Source organism: Streptomyces sp. NPDC048636 (assembly GCF_040650655.1).
GTDB lineage: Bacteria > Actinomycetota > Actinomycetes > Streptomycetales > Streptomycetaceae > Streptomyces.
In genome coordinates, this window is the sequence record NZ_JBEZHR010000008.1 from 255,601 (window position 1) to 274,341 (window position 18,741).

15 protein-coding genes are annotated in these 18,741 nt (G+C 71.9%); 7 read left to right on the forward strand and 8 right to left on the reverse strand.

The window, feature by feature from the left end; genetic code table 11:
• The 4 genes from AB0C66_RS23295 to AB0C66_RS23310 all read right to left on the reverse strand — a co-directional run.
• The coding region (locus AB0C66_RS23295; RefSeq protein ID WP_362441699.1) for an IPT/TIG domain-containing protein at positions 1-603 on the reverse strand (603 nt) is incomplete at its 3' end.
• Between the two features lie 158 nt (positions 604-761).
• Positions 762-1,559 (reverse strand): IPT/TIG domain-containing protein, encoded by a 798-nt coding sequence (locus AB0C66_RS23300; protein ID WP_362441702.1) that lies wholly within the window; start codon positions 1,557-1,559, stop codon positions 762-764.
• 536 nt (positions 1,560-2,095) lie between these two features.
• On the reverse strand, positions 2,096-2,977 hold the full coding sequence (locus tag AB0C66_RS23305; RefSeq protein WP_362441705.1) for a siderophore-interacting protein: 882 nt from the start codon (positions 2,975-2,977) through the stop codon (positions 2,096-2,098).
• A 47-nt stretch (positions 2,978-3,024) separates the two neighbouring features.
• Entirely contained in the window at positions 3,025-3,960 is a 936-nt protein-coding gene (locus AB0C66_RS23310; RefSeq protein WP_362441708.1) for a 5'-3' exonuclease, read from the reverse strand.
• Positions 3,961-4,170: 210 nt separating this feature from the next.
• Here AB0C66_RS23310 and AB0C66_RS23315 point away from each other — a divergent pair, with 210 nt between their 5' ends.
• The 3 genes from AB0C66_RS23315 (at position 4,171) to AB0C66_RS23325 (ending at position 8,843) form a co-directional block, all read left to right on the forward strand.
• Entirely contained in the window at positions 4,171-5,319 is a 1,149-nt protein-coding gene (locus AB0C66_RS23315; RefSeq protein WP_362441711.1) for a glycine betaine/L-proline ABC transporter ATP-binding protein, read from the forward strand.
• Positions 5,312-7,933, forward strand: coding sequence for an ABC transporter permease/substrate binding protein (locus AB0C66_RS23320; protein ID WP_362441714.1), 2,622 nt, complete (start codon positions 5,312-5,314; stop codon positions 7,931-7,933). Before AB0C66_RS23315 ends, AB0C66_RS23320 begins: the two co-directional genes overlap by 8 nt.
• 172 nt (positions 7,934-8,105) lie before the next feature.
• On the forward strand, positions 8,106-8,843 hold the full coding sequence (locus tag AB0C66_RS23325) for a helical backbone metal receptor (RefSeq protein ID WP_362441717.1): 738 nt from the start codon (positions 8,106-8,108) through the stop codon (positions 8,841-8,843).
• Between the two features lie 68 nt (positions 8,844-8,911).
• Here the strand turns inward: AB0C66_RS23325 and AB0C66_RS23330 are convergent, their stop codons facing one another.
• Positions 8,912-10,054 carry a TDT family transporter gene (locus tag AB0C66_RS23330; protein ID WP_362441720.1) on the reverse strand — a complete coding sequence of 381 codons (1,143 nt, stop codon included), beginning with the start codon at positions 10,052-10,054 and terminating at the stop codon, positions 8,912-8,914.
• A 70-nt stretch (positions 10,055-10,124) separates the two neighbouring features.
• Between AB0C66_RS23330 and AB0C66_RS23335 the strand changes: the two genes are divergently transcribed.
• Both AB0C66_RS23335 and AB0C66_RS23340 read left to right on the forward strand, forming a co-directional pair.
• The gene (locus AB0C66_RS23335) at positions 10,125-11,141 is read left to right on the forward strand and encodes a LysR family transcriptional regulator (RefSeq protein WP_362441723.1); all 1,017 of its coding nucleotides are present in this window, start codon (positions 10,125-10,127) and stop codon (positions 11,139-11,141) included.
• Between the two features lie 43 nt (positions 11,142-11,184).
• Complete coding sequence (locus tag AB0C66_RS23340) at positions 11,185-11,610, forward strand: VOC family protein (protein WP_362441726.1); 426 nt, start codon at positions 11,185-11,187, stop codon at positions 11,608-11,610.
• Positions 11,611-11,683: 73 nt separating this feature from the next.
• Here AB0C66_RS23340 and AB0C66_RS23345 read toward each other — a convergent pair whose 3' ends face one another.
• Positions 11,684-14,893, reverse strand: coding sequence for an amidohydrolase family protein (locus AB0C66_RS23345; protein ID WP_362441874.1), 3,210 nt, complete (start codon positions 14,891-14,893; stop codon positions 11,684-11,686).
• 428 nt (positions 14,894-15,321) lie between these two features.
• Here AB0C66_RS23345 and AB0C66_RS23350 point away from each other — a divergent pair, with 428 nt between their 5' ends.
• Positions 15,322-16,263, forward strand: a complete 942-nt coding sequence (locus AB0C66_RS23350; RefSeq protein WP_362441729.1) for an alpha/beta hydrolase — start codon at positions 15,322-15,324, stop codon at positions 16,261-16,263.
• 27 nt (positions 16,264-16,290) lie between these two features.
• On the opposite strand, the gene AB0C66_RS23355 is transcribed toward AB0C66_RS23350, so the two are convergent.
• Positions 16,291-17,193 carry a transketolase gene (locus AB0C66_RS23355; protein ID WP_362441732.1) on the reverse strand — a complete coding sequence of 301 codons (903 nt, stop codon included), beginning with the start codon at positions 17,191-17,193 and terminating at the stop codon, positions 16,291-16,293.
• Between the two features lie 42 nt (positions 17,194-17,235).
• Positions 17,236-17,937, reverse strand: coding sequence for a transketolase (locus tag AB0C66_RS23360; RefSeq protein ID WP_362441735.1), 702 nt, complete (start codon positions 17,935-17,937; stop codon positions 17,236-17,238).
• Positions 17,938-18,159: 222 nt separating this feature from the next.
• On the opposite strand from AB0C66_RS23360, the gene soxR reads away from it, so the two are divergent.
• The gene (soxR, locus tag AB0C66_RS23365) at positions 18,160-18,633 is read left to right on the forward strand and encodes a redox-sensitive transcriptional activator SoxR (protein ID WP_362441738.1); all 474 of its coding nucleotides are present in this window, start codon (positions 18,160-18,162) and stop codon (positions 18,631-18,633) included.
• Positions 18,634-18,741 lie beyond the last annotated feature (108 nt).

The following is an 18,741-nucleotide window of genomic DNA, read 5'->3' on the forward strand; positions in this document are numbered from 1 at the left end:
ACCTTGTGTGGCGCCGGTGAGGTTGGTGCCGTTGAGGGTGACGGTGTTGCCGCCTGCGGTGGGTCCTGAGGTGGGGCTGAGGCTGGTGAGGACGGGTGCCGCGGTGTAGGTGTAGGGGAGGGCGTTGCTGGTGCCGCCTGGTGTGGTGACGGTGACGTTGGTGGTGCCTGTTCCGGCGGGTGCGGTGACGGTGATTTGTGTGGCGGTGTTGGTGAGGATGGTGGCGGGTGTGGCGCCGAAGAGCACCTGTGTCGCCCCGGTGAGGTTGGTGCCGTTGAGGGTGACGGTGTTGCCGCCTGCGGTGGGTCCTGAGGTGGGGCTGAGGCTCGTGAGGACCGGTGCCGCCACCGTCGTATAGGTGTAGAAGACGTTCTGGGTACTGGTGCCACTCGGCCCCGTGACCGTCACCTTGACCGAGCCCGTGCCCGGCGGCGTCTTGGCGGTGATCTGCGTATTGCTCACCACGACCACGTTGGTGGCCAGTTGGGAGCCGAACCTGACGACAGTGGCGCCCGGGAAGCCGGTGCCGGTGATGGTGACGGAGGTACCTCCCGCCGGGGTGCCCTGACTCGGGCTGACACTGGTCACTACGGGGGCCATCATGCTCTCCTTCTCGTGCCTGGCAGGCGGCCGCGCTCTGGCCGACGGGATGTCGGCCAGAGCGCGGGGCGTCGTCGCTCGCCCGGCGCCTGTGGTGCGGACGGGGGACGGGTGGGTGATACCGGGTCCGGCACGCCCGGGAGCGGCCGGACGACGACGGATCAGGTGATGGTGAACGCCTGGGCGTTGGAAGCTCCGCCACAGGTGGTGACGGTGACGGTTCCGGCGCCGGGGGTGAGACCCGCGGGCACCGTGGTGACCAGCTGGGTGTTGCCGAGACTGGTGAAGTCGGCGCCGACGGTGGTCGTTCCGTCGTCGAACTCCACCGATTGCACGTCCACCAGACAGGTCCCGTTGACCGTGACGCTGTCGCCCGCGGTGCCCGTGGCGGGCGCCAGCGAGGTGATGGCCGGGGCGGTGTAGTACGAGAACTGGGCCAGGTTGCTGACCGGCGCGCTTGAACCGCCCGCCGTGGTCACGACGACGTTCACCGTGTCGATGCACGGGTTGACCATCGTATGGGCCGGAGTGTTGAAGGTGACCTGCGAGTTGGAGCTGAAGGTGGGCGTCGGGGTGACCGCGGTGCCGCCCACCGTGACCCCGGTCCCGGTCAGGAAGTTGCTGCCGAAGACCGTGATCGAGGTGCCACCGGCCGCCGGACCACAGGTGGCGCTCACACCGGTGGTGGCCGGTTCGGCGATCAGGAAGAACGGCAGGGCGTTGCTGGTGACATTGGTGTTGCTGGTGACGCTGACGGACACCTGGCCGGCGCACAGCCCCGAGGGGATGGTCAAGGAGACCTGGGTGGGGGTGACGGTCAGTCCGCTGGTGATGACCTTCGTGCCGAAGTTCACCTTGGTGGTCGTCTGCATGGCGGTGCCGTTGATCTGGAGCGTGTCGCCGGCCTTGCCCTGGTTGGTGCTGGTGGTGGTGTCCACCAGCGACGTGATGGTTGCCATGATGTTGCCTCCTTTGAGGGGCCGCTCGGCCACCAGGGGTTGCGGGGGTTTGCGAGGTCCCGGGGCACGGGGTGTCCCGGGCCGTCCGGGCGCTGGGAGTGAGCGGGCCACTGTGATGCGCGGCCCGGAGCCGCGCCAGGCATCCCGGGTGCGGGTGCGAGGTGATGACGAGGGTTCAGAAGCGATGAGGATCGAACACGCTGGGGACCGTCGCGGCCTGACGTCGCGCCGGCGCAACCAGTCGGCGCCGAGAACCAGGTGCTGCGTGCCAATCTCGCTGAGTTGATTAAAGCAATCGGGTGATAGGTGCGACAGGTGCAATCGGAGGCATTACGGCACTCATCCGAAAATAGGCTTAAAAGCTGACACGGCATTTTCGCTCGGGAGTGCGCCCCTCGTCCCGGTCTCGACCGGGCGTCCCGGCGGTGGTCGTCCGGCGGCCGCACATGACGAGGGCCCCGGCCGGGTGTCCTCACCCGGCCGGGGCCCTCGCACGATTCCGCGGGCGGCGCGGTGCACCGCGCCCCCGGGCCGTATTACGCGGCGTCCTGCTCCGCGCCCTCCTGCTCGGCCTCCACCTGCTGGTTCCACTCCCGCTTGGACGACTGCCAGCCGTCCTCGTCGTGGCCGCGGCGCCAGTAGCCGGAGACGGACAGCCACTCGCGCGGCACCTGCCGGTCCAGGCGCAGATGGCGGCGGATCTCCTTCACGAAGCCCGCCTCGCCGTGGACGAAGGCGTGCACCTGGCCCGGGGGGAACTCCAGCGCGCGCACGGCGGCCACCAGTGCCTCGCCCACCGGGGCCGCGCCCCGGTGCAGCCAGACGACCTCCGCGCCGTCCGGCACGGTCAGCTTGTGCTCCTCTTCCGGACCGGCGACCTCCAGGAAGACGCGCACCGGAGCGCGGTCCGCGTTCCCGGGTCCGCCCGGCCGCGCGGCGAGCCGCTCCAGCGCGGTGGCGATCGCGGGCAGCGCGCTCTCGTCCCCCACGAGCAGGTGCCAGTCCGCGTCCGCGCGGGGCGCGTACGCACCGCCCGGCCCCAGCAGATGGATCTCCTGGCCGGGCTCGGCCAGCCGCGCCCAGGGCCCGGCCAGCCCCTCGTCGCCATGGACCACGAAGTCGAGGGCGAGCTCGCGCGCCGCCGGGTCCCAGCCGCGCACCGTGTACGTACGGGTCACCGGCCACTGGTCGCGCGGGAACTCGGCCCGGATCCGCTCGATGTCGAACGGCTCGGGATAGCTGGCGCCCGGGGCAGGAAAGAGCAGCTTGACGTAATGGTCGGTCCACTCGCCCGCCGAGAACGCGGCCAGGCCGTCACCGCCCAGCACCACCCGCACCATATGCGGGGTGAGCTGCTCGGTGCGGACCACCTGGGCCCGATGGGGCCGTGGACTCCTACGGGCCGGACGGTCTGCCATGACGGTCTCCCTGATCAACAATAGTTAGGCTTGCCTAAGCTAACAGCTCAGCCCTCAAGAGTGGACAGGAGACGTCGCAAAGATCCTCCCAAGCCCCAGCGCTCCTCCAGCTCGGCCAGCGCCCGGGGATCGCGCGGCCGCCGCGGCAGGGCGGGGTCGAAGGCGGGCAGCGGGACGTCCTGGGCCACCCGCACCACCTTCGGGGCCACCGCGACATACGCCCGCGCCTCGTCCAGCCGCTTGCGCTGTGAGGGGGTCAGCTTCGACGCCGGGTCGTCCACGGCGGCCATGATCCCGGCCAGATCGCCATGGGCGGCCAGCAGTTTGGCCGCTGTCTTCTCGCCGATCCCGGGGACCCCCGGCAGTCCGTCGCTCGGGTCGCCGCGCAGCAGCGCCAGATCCACATAGCCCGGGCCGTCCACCCCGTACTTCTCGCGCAGCAGCGCCTCGTCCACCAGCTGGAGGGTGCCGACGCCCTTGACCGGATAGAGCACCCGCGTCCGCCGCCCGTCGTCGACGAGCTGGAACAGATCGCGGTCGCCGGTGACGATGTCGACCGGTCCGGTGGCCCGGCCCGCGAGGGTGCCGATCACGTCGTCGGCCTCGTACTCCGCGGCGCCCACCCGGGCGATGCCCACCGCGTCGAGCACCGCGTCGATCACCGGGACCTGGGGGGAGAGGGTGTCCGGCACCTCCTCCTCGTCCACCCCGCCGCCCTCGGGGGCCTCCTCGGCCACCCGGTGCGCCTTGTAGGTGGGGATCAGGTCGACCCGCCAGCCGGGCCGCCAGTCGAAGTCCATGCAGGCGACCAGGTCGTCCGGCCGGTGGTCCTGCACCAGCCGGGCGATGAAGTCGAGCAGACCGCGCACGGCGTTCACAGGAGTGCCGTCCGGGGCCCTGACCGAATCCGGTACACCGAAATAGGCTCGGAAGTAGAGAGAGGCGGTATCGAGAAGCATCAGGCGTCGCGTCACGCCTCGCATGATGCCGTACCCGGCGGACACATACGCATGGGGAGTGTGAAGTGGGCCACCGTAAGGTTTACGCCAACCGGATCAGGGCAGGCGCGCCCCCGGAGCGAACCCGTTCAACAATTCAACTATTGCTAGGGGCATGCGGTCGGATATCGCATCGCTCCACGACCCGCCGGCGGGGGTGGCGGGTCGTTTTTTGGTGCTACCTGAGAGGTCTATGTGTCCAAGCTGCGAGCTGAACACCTGTACAAGGTGTTCGGCAGACGACCTGAAGAGGCGGTGGCGAGACTCGAGGGCGGCACCGACCGTGAGGAGCTGCGCGCGCAGGGTACGACGGCGGCGGTCATCGACGCCTCCTTCGACGTGGAGGCGGGCCAGATATTCGTCGTCATGGGTCTGTCCGGATCCGGGAAGTCCACGCTGCTGCGCATGTTGAACGGGCTGCTGGAGCCGACCGCCGGACGCGTCCTCTTCGATGACCACGACCTGACCGCGCTCAGCCCGCGCGATCTGCGCCAGGTGCGCTCCCACACGATCAGCATGGTCTTCCAGCACTTCGCTCTCTTCCCGCACCGCAGCGTGCTGGAGAACGCCGGGTACGGCCTGGAGGTCCAGGGCGTGCCACGCGAGAAGCGCCTGAAGCGCGCCACGGAGGCCCTGGAGATGGTCGGCCTGGCCGGCTGGGAGAAGTCCTGGCCCGACGAGCTGTCCGGCGGTATGCAGCAGCGCGTCGGCCTCGCCCGCGCCCTTGCCACCGATGCCGATCTGCTGCTCATGGACGAGTCCTTCAGCGCGCTCGACCCACTGATCCGCCGCGATATGCAGGACCAGCTGCTCCAGCTCCAGAAGCGGCTCAAGAAGACCATCGTCTTCATCACCCACGACCTCAACGAGGCCATGCGGCTCGGCGACCGCATCGCCGTCATGCGAGACGGCCGGATCGTCCAGATCGGCACTGCCGAGGACATCCTGGTCACCCCTGCCAACGACTACGTCGCCTCGTTCACCCAGGACGTCGACCGCAGCCGGGTGCTCACCGCCGGGGCGATCATGTCCGACCCCGCCGATGTGCTGGGCACCACCACCGACGACGGCACACCGCTGCGCACCGAGCAGGACGTGCTGGACGCCGCCCCCGCTACCGTCGGCACCGACACCCCGATCGCCGAGCTGTTCACCCCCTGCTCGCGCAGTGGTGCCGCGGTCGCGGTGACCAACGGCGACGGTGCCCTGGTCGGCGTCGTCGCCCGTGCCCGGCTGCTCGCCGTCCTCGGCGACGGCGACACCGGTTCCGACGGCGCGAGACCACCGGCACCCGGCGCACCGGACGCGCCCGAGTCCGTGAAGAAGGTGATCTCCGGTGCCTAGGATTCCGCTCGGCGACTGGATCAACTCCGGCGTGAACTGGCTCCGCGACAACCTGAGCTGGCTCTTCGACTTCATCACCACCGTCGTGCAGGGTATGTACGACGCGGTGAACTCGGTGCTCAGCGCCCCCGAGCCGCTGCTGATGGCGGGCATCCTCGCGGTGCTCGCCTGGTGGCTGCGCGGGCTGCTGCCCGCCGTCCTCGCCTTCGCGGGCTTCGCGCTCATCGATTCGATCGAGCTGTGGGGCGAGGCGATGAACACCCTCGCACTGGTGCTGGTCGCCGGTGTGATCACCATCGTGTTCGCGGTGCCGCTGGGCATCTGGGCCTCGCGCAACCGCGCCGTGAGCGCGGCCATCCGCCCGGTGCTGGACTTCATGCAGACGATGCCCGCCTTCGTCTACCTGATCCCCGGCATCTTCTTCTTCGGCCTCGGGGTGGTCCCCGGTGCCGTCGCGACCGTCATCTTCTCGATGCCCCCCGGCGTCCGCATGACGGAGCTGGGCATCCGCCAGGTCGACGCCGAGCTGGTCGAGGCGGCCGACGCCTTCGGCACCCATCCGCGCCGCACCCTGCTGCGCGTCCAGCTGCCGCTCGCGCTGCCCACCATCATGGCGGGCATCAACCAGGTGATCATGCTGGCCCTGTCCATGGTCGTCATCGCCGGTATGGTCGGCGCCGAGGGACTCGGGTCTACCGTCTTCCAGGCGATCAGCTCCGTCGACGTGGCCATGGGCTTCGAGGGCGGTATCGCCGTGGTCATCCTGGCCATGTACCTGGACCGGATGACCAGCGCGCTCAATCAGCGGGTCTCGCCGCTCGCCCGCCGCGCCCTGGCCAAGGAGCGGGCCAAGGCGCTCAGGGGTACGCGGGTGCTCCACTGGCGGCCCGCGACCTCGGTCGCCATGGTCGGCGTCGTCGTCCTGGCCCTGGTCGCCGGCGGTATGAAGATGTTCGCCGACAACGACACCGGCCCCACCGTCTCCGCCAACGTCGGCAAGGGACAGTCGGTCAACCTCGGCTACATCAACTGGGACGAGGGCGTCGCCTCCACCTTCCTGTGGAAGGAGCTGTTGGAAGAGCGCGGCTTCAAGCCCAAGGTGCAGTCGTACGACGTCGGTGCCCTGTGGACCGGTATGGCCGCGGGCAACATCGACATGCAGACCGACGCCTGGCTGCCGGCCACCCACGCCACGTACTGGTCGAAGTACAAGGACAAGCTGGAGAACCTCGGCTCCTGGTACGACAAGACCTCCCTGGAGGTCGCGGTGCCCTCGTACGTCAAGGGAGTGAAGTCCCTCGACGACCTCAAGACCGAGTCCGGCACCTTCAAGAAGAAGATCATCGGCATTGAGCCCGGCGCCGGTGAGATGAAGCTGATGCAGGACAAGGTCATGCCGGGCTACGGCCTGAACAAGGACTTCACCCTGGTCAAGGGTTCCACCGCCGCGATGCTGGCGCAGCTGGACCGCGCCTACGCCAAGAAGGAGCCGATCGCGGTCACCCTGTGGTCCCCGCACTGGGCGTACGACAAGTACAAGCTCACCAAGCTGAAGGACCCCAAGGGCGCCTTCGGCAAGGGCGACCACATCGACACGATCGCGCGCAAGGGCTTCGCGAAGAAGAACCCGCAGATCGCCAAGTGGATGAAGCACTTCAAGCTGAACGAGAAGCAGCTCACCAGCCTGGAGGCGGCCATCCAGGACGCCGGCAAGGGCAAGGAGCAGCAGGGCGTGCGCGCCTGGCTGAAGGAGAACCCGGGCATCGCGAACAAGCTCGCCCCGGTGCCCGGCGGCGCCGACCAGAAGGGCAAGGACGCGGGCGCCGCGCCGCAGATCGGCTACTTCCCGTGGGACGAGGACATCGCCACCACGTACCTGTGGAAGAACGTCCTGGAGCGGCGCGGCTACAAGCCGTCGATCAAGCAGTACGACGTCGGCTCGATGTTCACCGGGATGAGTTCCGGGCAGATCGACGTCGAGTTCGACGGTTGGCTGCCGGTCGCGCAGAAACAGTACTGGGACAGGTACAAGAAGAATCTCGTCGACGTCGGCTCGTGGTACGACAAGACCTCCCTGGAGATCGCCGTGCCGTCGTACGTCAAGGACGTGAAGTCCCTGGCCGACCTCAAGGGGAAGTCCGGCACCTTCAAGGGCAAGATCATCGGCATCGAACCGGGCACCGGTGAGATGAAGATCCTCAAGAGCAAGGTTCTGAAGGAGTACGGCCTGGAGAACGAGTACAAGGTCTCCGACGGCTCCTCCCCGGCGATGCTGGCGCAGCTCGAGCGCTCGTACGCCAAGAAGGAACCGGTGGCCGTCGTCCTGTGGACCCCGCACTGGGCGTACAGCAAGTACAAGCTCACCAAGCTCGCCGACCCGAAGCAGGCGTTCGGGGCCAACAACCAGCTCCACACGCTCGCCAACAAGTCCTTCCCGGAGAAGTTCCCGGAGTTCAACGGCTGGCTGAAGAAGTGGCATATGACCGAGAAGGAGCTGGCGAGCCTCGAGCAGGCCGTGCAGGACGCGGGCAAGGGCAATGAGGAGGAGGGCGTCCAGAAGTGGGTGGACGCTCACCCCGGCATCGTGGACAAGATGGCGCCGGTGACTTCCTGACCCCACCGCGTCACCGTCACGACCGCCCGCCGCCGCGGTCCGGAGCCCACGCTCCGGGCCGCGGCGGCGGCGTTTGCGCCCGAGCGCCCGGTGTCGGGCGCCGAGGGCCCGAGGAGGCCCACTGGGGACGGCTCGGCGGCGCGGTGGCGGACATCCGCCGTACGGTGGGGCGATGAACCCTCGCACCCCCGTACGGCGCGTGGTGTCCCTCGTGCCCTCGCTCACCGAGGCGGTCGCCGCCACCGCGCCCGAGCTGCTGGCCGGGGTGACCGACTGGTGCACCCATCCGCCCGGCCTCGGCGCGGAGCGGATCGGTGGCACCAAGAACCCCGACACCGCCCGGATCGCCGCCCTCGCACCCGACCTGGTCATCGCCAATGAGGAGGAGAACCGCGCCCCCGACCTCGACGCGCTGCGCGCCGCCGGTCTCCAGGTGATGGTCACCGAAGTGCGCACCCTGGACCAGGCGTTCAGCGAGCTGGACCGGGTCCTGGTACGCGGCTGCGGACTGCCACGCCCCGGCTGGCTGGACGAGGCCGAGGCCGCCTGGGCGGACGTACGGACCGACGGGCCGCCGCGCCGCGCCGTCGTCCCGGTGTGGCGGCGGCCGTGGATGGTGCTGGGCCGGGACACCTTCGCCGGGGACCTCCTCGCCCGGCTGGGCGTGCGCCACCTCTACGGCGCACACCAGGAACGCTATCCCCGCGTCCCCATCGAGGAGTTGACGGCGCGGGACGCTGATCTGGTGGTGCTGCCGGACGAGCCGTACCGCTTCACGGCCGACGACGGCCCCGAGGCGTTCCCCGGCGTGCCCGCGGCCCTGGTCAGCGGCCGCCACCTCACCTGGTACGGCCCCTCTCTCACCGAGGCCCCCGCGGTGCTCAACGCCGCGCTGTCATCGGCGAAGTGAGCCGCTGACGCCCGCTGTCCGCGCCCTGCCCGCCGGAGCCGCCGGGCGGGTGCCGCCCCTCGCGCGCGTCAGACGCCGGTGGGTGTGGCGGACGGGGGAGGGGCGAGGAGGGTGCCGCGTGTCAGACCGGCCAGTGTGCGCACCCCGACCAGGGCCCACGCCGCCACCAGGAAGCCGTACAGCCCCACCGACAGCCAGCCGAACGCGTGCAGTCCGGTGTGGCGGGACAGCGCCGCCGCGCCCGTGACACAGGTGCCGACCGGGAAGGTGAACCCCCACCACGTCATCGCGAACGGCATACCGCGCCGTACCGCCCGCACCACCAGCGCCCCGGCCAGCGCCAGCCACAGCAGCGCGAACCCCATCACCGGCACCCCGTACACCACCGAGGCGAACCGCGCGGCGGCCTCCGGAACCCCGGTGTATCCCGCCGACCGCGTGGCGTCGGCCAGTGCGCCAGCGGCCGTCGTGGACTGTCCGAGCGGACCGAGGACCAGGAGGAGCGCGGGCGTCTGCGCCAACGGAAGCGGCCCGTGGCGCATCAGGCGGGCGAAGACCAGCGGCAGCATGAGCAGCGTCGCCAGCAGGCTCGCCCCCATCAGCGCCGCGCACCCCAGCAGCATCGCCTCCCGCCACTGCCCGGCGGGCAGATGCGGCACCAGGGGCGGGCCGAGCGCCGCCGACACCATCGGCGCCACCACGGGCAGCAGCCACACCGGAGAGGCGTCCGAGGCGCCGATCCGGTGGCGGGTCACCATCAGATACGGGATCCCGGCCGCGACGACCAGGCCCAGCAGCGTCCCCGCCGTCCACAGCGCCGCGTCCAGCGCGACCGCCGCGCCGACGCCGATGACATCCGATCCGACCGTCAGCGTGCCGCCGCCGACCGCGAGCAGCGCCATCGCCAGGCAGCCGTAGAACGGCGCGACCGCCGGGTCGAGCAGCTGGGCGCGGGCCCGGTCGCGGTGGCGGGCCCAGTGCGCCGTACGGGCCACCAGCACGGCGGCCAGCATCAGCACCGACAGCGCCCACACCGGGCGGCACAGGTCCCGCAGCCACGGAACGTCCACCGGCAGACCGGCGCCCGCGCCGGCCACGATCGCGGTGCCCATCACCGTGGCGTACCAGTTGGGGCCCAGGTGGCGTACGGACGCCCGGGGGCGTCCGCCCACGGTGGCGGGGAGGGGGCGGGCAGGCGCGACAGTGACCATGACCGCAGCCTCGCGCGCCCGCCCGGCGGCCACCAGACACCGCCTCTCTATGAGGGCATAAACTGAACTTATGAGCGACGGACACAACGGTGGCGCGGTACCGGTACCGCCCAGGGGGCACGACGGGGATCACGGCGCGCCCGTCTCCCACCGCGTCCCCGACCTCGGCGCGCTGGAGCTGCTCCTCGCCGTCGCCCGGCTCGGCAGCCTCGGCCGCGCCGCCCGCGAGCTCGGCATCACCCAGCCCGCCGCCAGCAGCCGGATCCGGGCCATGGAACGGCAGTTGGGCGTCGCCGTCGTCGACCGCTCACCGCGCGGCTCCCGGCTCACCGAGGCCGGGGCGCTGGTCACCGACTGGGCCCGGCGGGTGGTGGAGGCCGCCGAGGCGTTCGACGCGGGCGTCCACGCCCTGCGCGACCGCCGGGACTCCCGGCTGCGGGTGGCCGCCAGCATGACCATCGCCGAGTACCTGCTGCCCGGCTGGCTGATAGCGCTGCGCACGCTGCGCCCGGACACCGCCGTCTCCCTGCTCGCCGGGAACACGGCGGCCGTCGCCGGGCGGCTGCTGGGCGAGGAGGCGGACATCGGCTTCGTCGAGGGTCTCGATGTGCCCGGTGGGCTGGACGGCGTGGTCATCGGCCAGGACCGGCTGGCCGTCGTCACCGCCCCGGCCCACCCGTGGGCGCGCCGCCGCGCCCCGATCAGCCCGGCGGAGCTCGCCGCCACGCCGCTCATCCTGCGCGAGCGCGGCTCCGGCACCCGTCAGGTCCTGGACGCCGCCCTCGCCGACCACGGCGGTCTGGCCGCCCCGCTGCTGGAGCTCGCCTCCACCACGGCGGTCAAGGCGGCGGCGGTCAGCGGCGCCGGACCGGCCGTGCTCAGCCGACTGGCCGTGCACGAGGAGCTGGCCGCCCGGCGGCTGGTGGAGGTCGCGGTGGCGGACGTACGGCTGCGCCGCGACCTGCGCGCGGTCTGGCCCGCCGGCCACCGCCCCACGGGCCCGGCCCGTGACCTCCTCGGCCTGACCCGGCCGAGCGGTGCCCCGCTGCCGGCGGCGGGGGAACGGCCGCATGGCACGAATGGCTGAACGGCGGCGGGCCGAGCGGGCCCGCCCCGGGCACAGTGGATCCATGAACGCAGACAACAGCGGCGCCCTGGGCCGGGGCCGTGTGGCCACCCGGCTGCCCGCCCAGGACCTGGAACGGGCCCGGCGCTTCTACGCGGAGAAGCTCGGCCTGGAACCCGTCGACGTACGCCCCGGCGGGCTGCTGTACCGCTGCGGAGGCACGGATTTCGCGGTGTTCCAGTCGACGGGGGCCTCGTCCGGCACCTTCACCCAGATGGGCTGGGAGGTCGAGGACCTCGAGGCGGCCGTGGCCGAGCTCAGCGGGCGCGGTGTGGTGTTCGAGGAGGTCGACGCCCCCGGGTTCCGTACGAAGGACGGGATCGCCGAGATCGAGGGGAACTACCCGAGCAAGGGCGCCCGGGGGGAACGTGCCGCGTGGTTCCGGGACAGCGAGGGAAATCTGATGGGCATCGGCCAGCCGGTGTTCTGAGCGGACGGGTGGCGCGGCCGGAGCGGCACCGGGCCCGGTGAACGAAAGCCCGGCGCCGCTCAGCGAACCCCGCTCAGCCGTGCAGCTCGCAGCAGCTGTCCCGGCGCAGTTGCCGTCCCACCTCCAGCCAGTGGTCGGCCGTCTTGCCGTGCGGCGTCTGCCCGGTGGCCGGGAAGGACTCGACCAGTTCCCGGCTCCGGAACGGCATTCCGCCGCGCAGCACCGCCACCGTCCGCACCAGGGAGTCGAAGTCGGTGAAGGGATCGCCGTCCACGACCGTCAGATCCGCCAGCTTCCCGACTTCCAGGGTGCCCAGATCGCGTTCGGCACCGAAGGTCCGCGCGGGCAGCACCGTCGCCGTCCGCAGCGCCTCCGCGGGCGAGAGCCCGTACCGGTGCAGCGCCCGTAGTGCGAGGTGCAGATGGAGCCCCACCGGCACCAGCGGCTGGTCCGTGCCCAGCGCGACCACGCCGCCCGCTTCCAGGATCCTCCGGTAGACGCCGATCTCCGTGCGCAGGGTGGCGAGTTGGGCGTCGGTCGGCGGGGTCCCGGCGAGCTGCCGCACCAGCGCGGAGTCCCACGGCGGCATCAGCCGGGTGACCCGCTCGTCCTCCGCCAGCGACGGATCCGCGCCGACCAGTGGCGAGGCCGTGAACGGGGTGGCGATGAGCCGGAAGTCCGAGGTGGCCGTGTAGACCTCGGCCAGGTCCTGGTACGCCCGTCCGGTCGCGGTCGTGGCGTGCCCGTACTCCAGCCGCTGGGTGGCCTGGAGATGGGTCGTCAGGTCCTGGCCGAGCTGGATGCCGGGGGTGCACAGATGGCTTCCGGTGCGCACTCCGAGCCGCTCGTGCGCGAACCGCGCCGCCTCCTCCATCACCCAACCCGGCGCCCGGACATAGGTCTTGACGAAGTCCCAGTCGAGCGCGGCGGCGCGCTCCAGCGAGCGCCGCAGCCCGGCACGGGTGCGATGCGCCCGGCCCATGCTGTACGCCACCCGCGGCCCGTCCAGCAGCTCACCCGTGGCCAGCAGCCGCGGCCCGGCCAGCGCGCCCGCCGCCACCGCCTCCCGCAGCCGCGCCTGTTCGTACGCGAAGCCGCCCAGGGAGACCGCCGTGGTGATGCCGTAGGCCAGCTGGAGTGCGGTCTGACGGCCGCCGTAGGTGTATTGCCAGGGATGGGTGTGCGCGTCCCACAGGCCCGGCAGCACGGTGCGGGACGAGGCGTCGACCCGGCGCTTGGCCACCCGCCCGCCGCGGTGCGGCTCCACGGCGGCCACGCGCCCGCCGCGCACCACGATGTCCACGTCCTCGCGGACCGTGCGGTCACCGCCGGTGCCGTCCCAGAACCGTCCGGCGTGCACCACGGTGTCGGCCGGCCGCGGCCGCCGCCGGTCCAGCGGCACCCGGACGGTACGGGCCTCTCCCGAGTCGACGTCCAGCAGCCGCAGCCGCCCCGCCGACAGATACAGCAGCCGCCGTGAGTCCCGGGACCAGGACGGGTGGTCGGCGGCCTCGTCGGTGAGCTGCCGCGGCTTCCCGTCGGGGGTGCCGTCCGGCCGCACCGGCAGCAGCCACAGCGCGGATTCGGCGATGAACGCCATATGGCGGCCGTCGGGGGACCAGACGGGCCCGGAGTCATAGCGGTCCGAGAGCGAGGTGTGTGCCGCCACCGCGTGGAGCTTCGCCGCCCCGCTGGTGGTGTCCACGACCCGGATCAGGTTGTAGCCCTCGCGGAAGCGCTGGTTCAGCCGGTTGCGGTCGCACAGCGCGACGTACCGGCCGTCGGGTGACCAACTTGGCCGCCCCGGCAGCCCGCCCGCGCCCAGCGGCGCGGCCAGCACCCGCTCCGTAGCGGCGTCGAGATCGCGCAGGACCAGGTTTCCCGACATGTCGACACAGGCGAGCCGTCTGCCGTCGGGGGACAGCGCGGGGTGCACCCGGCCGCCCGAGGCGAGCACCGTCTCCTCGCCGGTGGCGAGATCCCGGCGGCGTACGGCGAGCAGCCCGTCGCGGTCGTCGGCGAAGACCAGCGCACGCCCGTCGGAGGTCCAGGTGGGCGCCAGCAGATAGCGGGTGGGCGGGGCCTTGACGATCCGCTTGGGAGACCGGCCGCCGGAGACGTCCGCGACCCAGAGGGAGTTGAGCGCGGCGAAGGCCACCCGGCGGCCGTCCGGGGACAGCGCGGGCAGATGGATCCCGCGCACCGGCCGCGCCCCGCCGCCGTCGAAGTCGTAGTTCTTGACGCGGTAGCGGGGCCGGTCGATGGTGAGGGTGGCGCGGAAGGGTATCTCCCGGGACGGACTCCGGCCGCCGTCCGACCCACCGGGGCGCACCAGTTGGAACCGTCCGTCCACGGTCAGCAGGAGTTCGTCCTCGGCGGTCCAGCGTGGCGGCACGGGCTGCGGCTCGCCCTCCAGGGCGACCGGCTTCCCGTCCACGACCAGGGTGCAGGAGGCGCTCGGCGCGGGGGTGGTCCGCAGATAGGCGAGGCGTCCGCCTGCCGAGAGCGCGGGCGTCATCACCTGGGCGCCGGTGGCCGTCTCGGTGTGCTCCACCCGCACCGGACCGGTGCCGTCGGCTCGTACGGAGGCCACCGTACGGGCGTCCAGCACACTGCCCACGGGCACCCCGCCGGGCACTCCGCGGACGAACAGCACCCGCTCGCCGTCCGCGGACCACGTCGGGTCGAAGTCCTCCCAGGCGCCGTCCTGGAGCGGTCCCTCCTGGCCGGAAAGACCGGTGAGCCGGGTGAGTTCACCGCTCGACAGGTCCAGCACCCACACCCGGTACGGGCTGCCCGCCACCGGGTCGCCGCCGCGCTCGGAGGCGAAGGCGATCCGGGTGCCGTCGGGCGACCAGGCCGGACCGCGGTCGTCCCAGGGACCGTCCGTTCGCTGGCGCACATCCGTCCCGTCGGGGCGCAGCGTCCAGATGTGGAACCCGCCGCCCTTGTAGGCGCAGACGGCCAGCTGTTCACCGTCGGGGGAGAAGACGGGGCGGGTGGGTTCGAGCTCCGGCGGGGTGAGCGGGGTGGCGTCGCCGCCGTCGTGGGGCATGGACCACAGGACGTTCTGCACCTCGGCGACGAGGCGTTGGCCGGAGGGGGCGAGGGTGGCGGCGCCGTTGGTGGCGGCGGTGAAGGAGAGCGAGGCGCGCCGCGGCTGCTGGGCCGCGGCCCGCGCCCCGACGGCGGCGGCCTCGGCGGGCAGCGTGGTGACGGCGGCGGTGGCGGTGCCCGCGGCGGCGGCCTGGAGGAAGCGCCGCCGGGAGAGGGCGGAGAGCAGGGTATCCGGGGCGTCCGGCGCGCCCGGGGTGTCCGGTGCGTCACGGCTGTCCGGCGCGCCCGGGGCGCCCGAGGTGTCCGGGGCTTCTGGAGCGCCGGAGGTGACGAGAGCGTCTACGGTGCCTGGGGCATCTGGAGCGTCCAACGGTCCTCCTGGAGCACGGGAGTTGTACGGGTCAGGAGTTCACAATCAGCAGACAGAGCGGTTGATCGTTGCACACCCCACGGGTTCGCGGTCAACACCTTGCTGCCAACAGCCTTGGCTTGCGCCCCAGGTAAGGGGAGAGTGGGCTTCCGTTCCTTCCCGCGTTCGAGGCTCCCTCCACCCGGCCTCCATGACCCCTCCAGAGACCTTCAGCCCAACAGAGACCTTCAGCCCACCGAGCCCTCCAGCAGGGCTCCGACCCCGACCCCGGGAGACGAGACCGTATGCCAGCAGGCGGCATCACCTACCGCACCGACCAGCTGCCCACCCCGGACGGTGTGCGCGTCGCGACGTACACCTGGCTGCCGGAGGGCGGTGCGCCGCGCGCGATCGTCCAGATCGCCCATGGCGCCGCCGAACACGCCCAGCGCTACGACCGGTTCGCCCGCTTCCTGAGCGGACACGGCTATGCGGTGGTGGCCTCGGACCACCGCGGCCACGGAGCCACCGCGGCGTCCACGGGCGGCCTCGGGATGGTCGGTGAGGAAGGCGACAGCTGGCGGGCGATCGTCGCCGATCTGCGCGCGGTCGGCGACCGCGCCCGCGCCGAACACCCCGGGCTTCCCCTGGTGCTCCTCGGCCACAGCCTGGGCTCGATGCTGGCCCGCGACTGCGCCCAGGAATACGGCGAGGAGCTGGCCGGACTGATCCTCTCGGGGACCTTCCGCACCCTCCCCGGCACCGAGATCGAGGACGCGACGGCGCGGATCGGGCAGGAGATCACGGTCGGCGGCCGTACCACGCTGTCCACCTTCACCCCCTCCCTCTTCGCGTCGTTCAACGACCCGTACGAGTTCGGCACCGGCTTCGAATGGCTCTCCCGGGACACGGCGGAGGTGGCGGCCTACGCCGCGGACGACCGCTGCGGCTTCCCCTTCAGCGCCGGTCTGGCCCTGGACTGGGTACACGCCGTGCGCAAGATCAACGACCCGCGGCAGCAGGCCAGGATCCCGGCCGCCCTGCCGGTGCACCTGGCGGTGGGCACCGAGGACCCCTGCAACCAGCGGATGACCCTGGTCTACGAACTGCTCGAGGACTTCCGTTACATCGGTACGCGGGAGCTGAGCTGGCGGGGATACCAGGGAGCCCGGCACGAGATCCTCAACGAGACCAATCGGGACGAGGTACAGACGGACCTGCTGGCCTGGCTGGACAAACACATCTGAGGGGGCGGGTCGGGGAGCGCGTACTCCTCACCGGCCCAGGAAACCGGAGACGCGCTGCCGGAGCGAGCCGGGGTCCAGCCCCTGACCGGCGAGGTGCTCCTCGATACCGCCGTAGCGGCGCAGTTCACGCCGTCCGATGCCGAGCCCGAGCACCCGGTGCGGCAGATCGGGGAGGGCGTCGTTGACCGCGGCCGTCGAGGTGCCCGCGAGATACGGCTCGACGAGCACGACGTCCGCCCGCGCGTTCGTGTGGACGGCGGCGCGCAGCGCGCGCTCGTCGAAGGGGCGGACGGTCGTGGCGTACAGCACGGTGACGTCCAACCCCTCGACGGCGGTGAGCACGGAATCGAGCATCGGCCCGACCGCGATCACCACCCCGCCGCGCCCCTCCCGCACGGTCAGGAAACGGCCGGGTGCGAGGGCACGCGGCGCGGCGTTGGTGTGTGCCGAGAGCCGTACGTAGACGGGGTCGTCGTCGGCCGCGGCGGCGTGCCGCAGCAGGGCCTCGGCCTCGTCGGGGTGGCCGGGCACATGCACCGTCCAGCCGTCGAGGGTGTCCAGCAGGGCGATGTCCCCGGGCGACATATGGGTGAAACCGCCCGCGGGCCAGTCGTAGGAACCGGCCGCGCTCACCAGCACCCCACCCGTGCCCTGGTGCCCGAAGTCCAGCTTGAGCTGCTCGAAGGGCCGCTCGACCAGGAAGCTGGCGAACGTGTGCAGGATCGGCCGCATCCCGGTCAGCGCCAGCCCGCCGCCCACCCCGACCAGCAGCTGCTCACGGATCCCGACGTTGATCACTCGGTCGGGATGGGCGCGCTGGGCGTCGGTGAAGTTGGCCATGCCGATCTCGGCGAGCACAACGGCCAGCCGGGGATCGTCGTCGAGCAGACGGGAGACGGTGGAGGCGAAGCGCTCACGCATGGTGTCCATGGCGCGAAGGTCCTTTCACGGAAATCTCGAGTGGGACGGAGTTCAGTTCTTGGGCTCGACCCGGGCGACGACGGCATGCGGCCGCCCCGGATGCGGTGCGCCGTACGCCTCGTACAGGGCCTGGTGATCACGCCCGTCCACGGTGGCCGTGGACCACCCCTCGGCCGCGAAGCGGGAGGCGATGCCGCCGGGCCAGCCATGGGTGGCGGAGGCGTTGTCGATCACGAGCGTGTGCAGCCGCTCCAGCCCGACCGCCCCGGCGTACGCGATCGCCTCGTGGTTGCTGCCCTCGTCCAGCTCCGCGTCGCCGATCAGCACCCACACCGCGGGCCCGGTCCGCCCCTGGGCCCGCAGCCCGAGCGCCGTCCCCACGGCCAGCGGCAGCCCGTGCCCGAGCGACCCGCTGCTGATCTCCGCACCGGGCACCAGCAGCCGGTCCGGATGGTGCCCGAGCGGAGAGTCGTAGGACCCGAACCCCGGCAGCAGCGCTTCGCCGAGGAACCCCTTGGCGGCGAGCACCGCGTAGTACGCCATCGGCCCGTGCCCCTTGGAGAGCAGAAACCGGTCCCGCTCGGGGTCGTCCACCCGCTCCGGCGACACCCGCAGCACCCGCTCGTAGAGCACCCAGAGCGCGTCCAGCGTGGAGGTGGCGGCCGGACCGTGCTTCTCGTCGCCGGTCATCAGACCCATGAGCCGGGGCAGATCGTCGTATCCGTATGCGCTGTGAACTGCGGTGGAGGTCATGAGAAGAGCGTGCAACTTCAAGCGGACTTGAAGTCAAGCGTCCGACGCCCGTGTGGGCGCGGGCTGCTGCGCCACGCACCGCGGTCGGCGCGCCCCGCCGACGCCTCGACGCCCCGACCCCCCGCCCCCCGACGCCCCGACCCCGGGGCCCGCCCCGGATCCCCATCCCCATCCCCGAACGCGCCCCGGGACCTCCCTCGACCCGCCCTAGGATCGACCGCCATGACGTCGACCTCCGACCTCCTCACCATCGGGGAGCTGGCCACCCGCAGCGGGCTGGCCACCTCGGCCCTGCGCTACTACGAGGAACTCGGCCTGATCCACTCCCAGCGCACCGCCGGCCGCCAGCGCCGCTTCGCCCGCTCCACACTCCGTCGCGTCGCCTTCATCCGCGCCGCCCAGCAGGTCGGCCTCTCCCTCGACGAAACCCGTACCGCCCTGGACCGCCTCCCGGCCGACCGCGCCCCCAACGCCACCCAGTGGAACGCGGTCGCCCGCACCTGGTCCCACCGCATCGACGAGCAGATCGCCGACCTGGAACGCCTGAAGCGCAAGCTCACCGGCTGTATCGGCTGCGGCTGCCTGTCCCTGCGCAAGTGCTCCCTCTACAACCCCTCCGACGCCGCCTCCACCCGCGGCTCAGGCGCCCGCTACCTCCTCGGCGACGAACCGCCACCACCCGACCACCCAGCGTGACCCCTGCTGGGTGCGCCCGTCCTCCGCCATCCCACCGCCCCACGGCCCGCCCGGGTGGAGATCCATCGCGCCCCCGGGGTGGCAGCGGCCACCCCCTGAAGTGCGGTA

Bases quoted from the DNA above. Each gene is read 5' to 3' on its own strand.
- soxR (WP_362441738.1), top strand. From the start codon at position 18,160: ATGACGTCGACCTCCGACCTCCTCACCATCGGGGAGCTGGCCACCCGC.
- AB0C66_RS23330 (WP_362441720.1), bottom strand. From the start codon at position 10,054: ATGGTCACTGTCGCGCCTGCCCGCCCCCTCCCCGCCACCGTGGGCGGA.
- AB0C66_RS23300 (WP_362441702.1), bottom strand. From the start codon at position 1,559: ATGGCAACCATCACGTCGCTGGTGGACACCACCACCAGCACCAACCAG.
- AB0C66_RS23305 (WP_362441705.1), bottom strand. From the start codon at position 2,977: ATGGCAGACCGTCCGGCCCGTAGGAGTCCACGGCCCCATCGGGCCCAG.
- AB0C66_RS23325 (WP_362441717.1), top strand. From the start codon at position 8,106: ATGAACCCTCGCACCCCCGTACGGCGCGTGGTGTCCCTCGTGCCCTCG.
- AB0C66_RS23355 (WP_362441732.1), bottom strand. From the start codon at position 17,193: ATGGACACCATGCGTGAGCGCTTCGCCTCCACCGTCTCCCGTCTGCTC.
- AB0C66_RS23335 (WP_362441723.1), top strand. From the start codon at position 10,125: ATGAGCGACGGACACAACGGTGGCGCGGTACCGGTACCGCCCAGGGGG.
- AB0C66_RS23360 (WP_362441735.1), bottom strand. From the start codon at position 17,937: ATGACCTCCACCGCAGTTCACAGCGCATACGGATACGACGATCTGCCC.
- AB0C66_RS23340 (WP_362441726.1), top strand. From the start codon at position 11,185: ATGAACGCAGACAACAGCGGCGCCCTGGGCCGGGGCCGTGTGGCCACC.
- AB0C66_RS23310 (WP_362441708.1), bottom strand. From the start codon at position 3,960: ATGCGAGGCGTGACGCGACGCCTGATGCTTCTCGATACCGCCTCTCTC.
- AB0C66_RS23350 (WP_362441729.1), top strand. From the start codon at position 15,322: ATGCCAGCAGGCGGCATCACCTACCGCACCGACCAGCTGCCCACCCCG.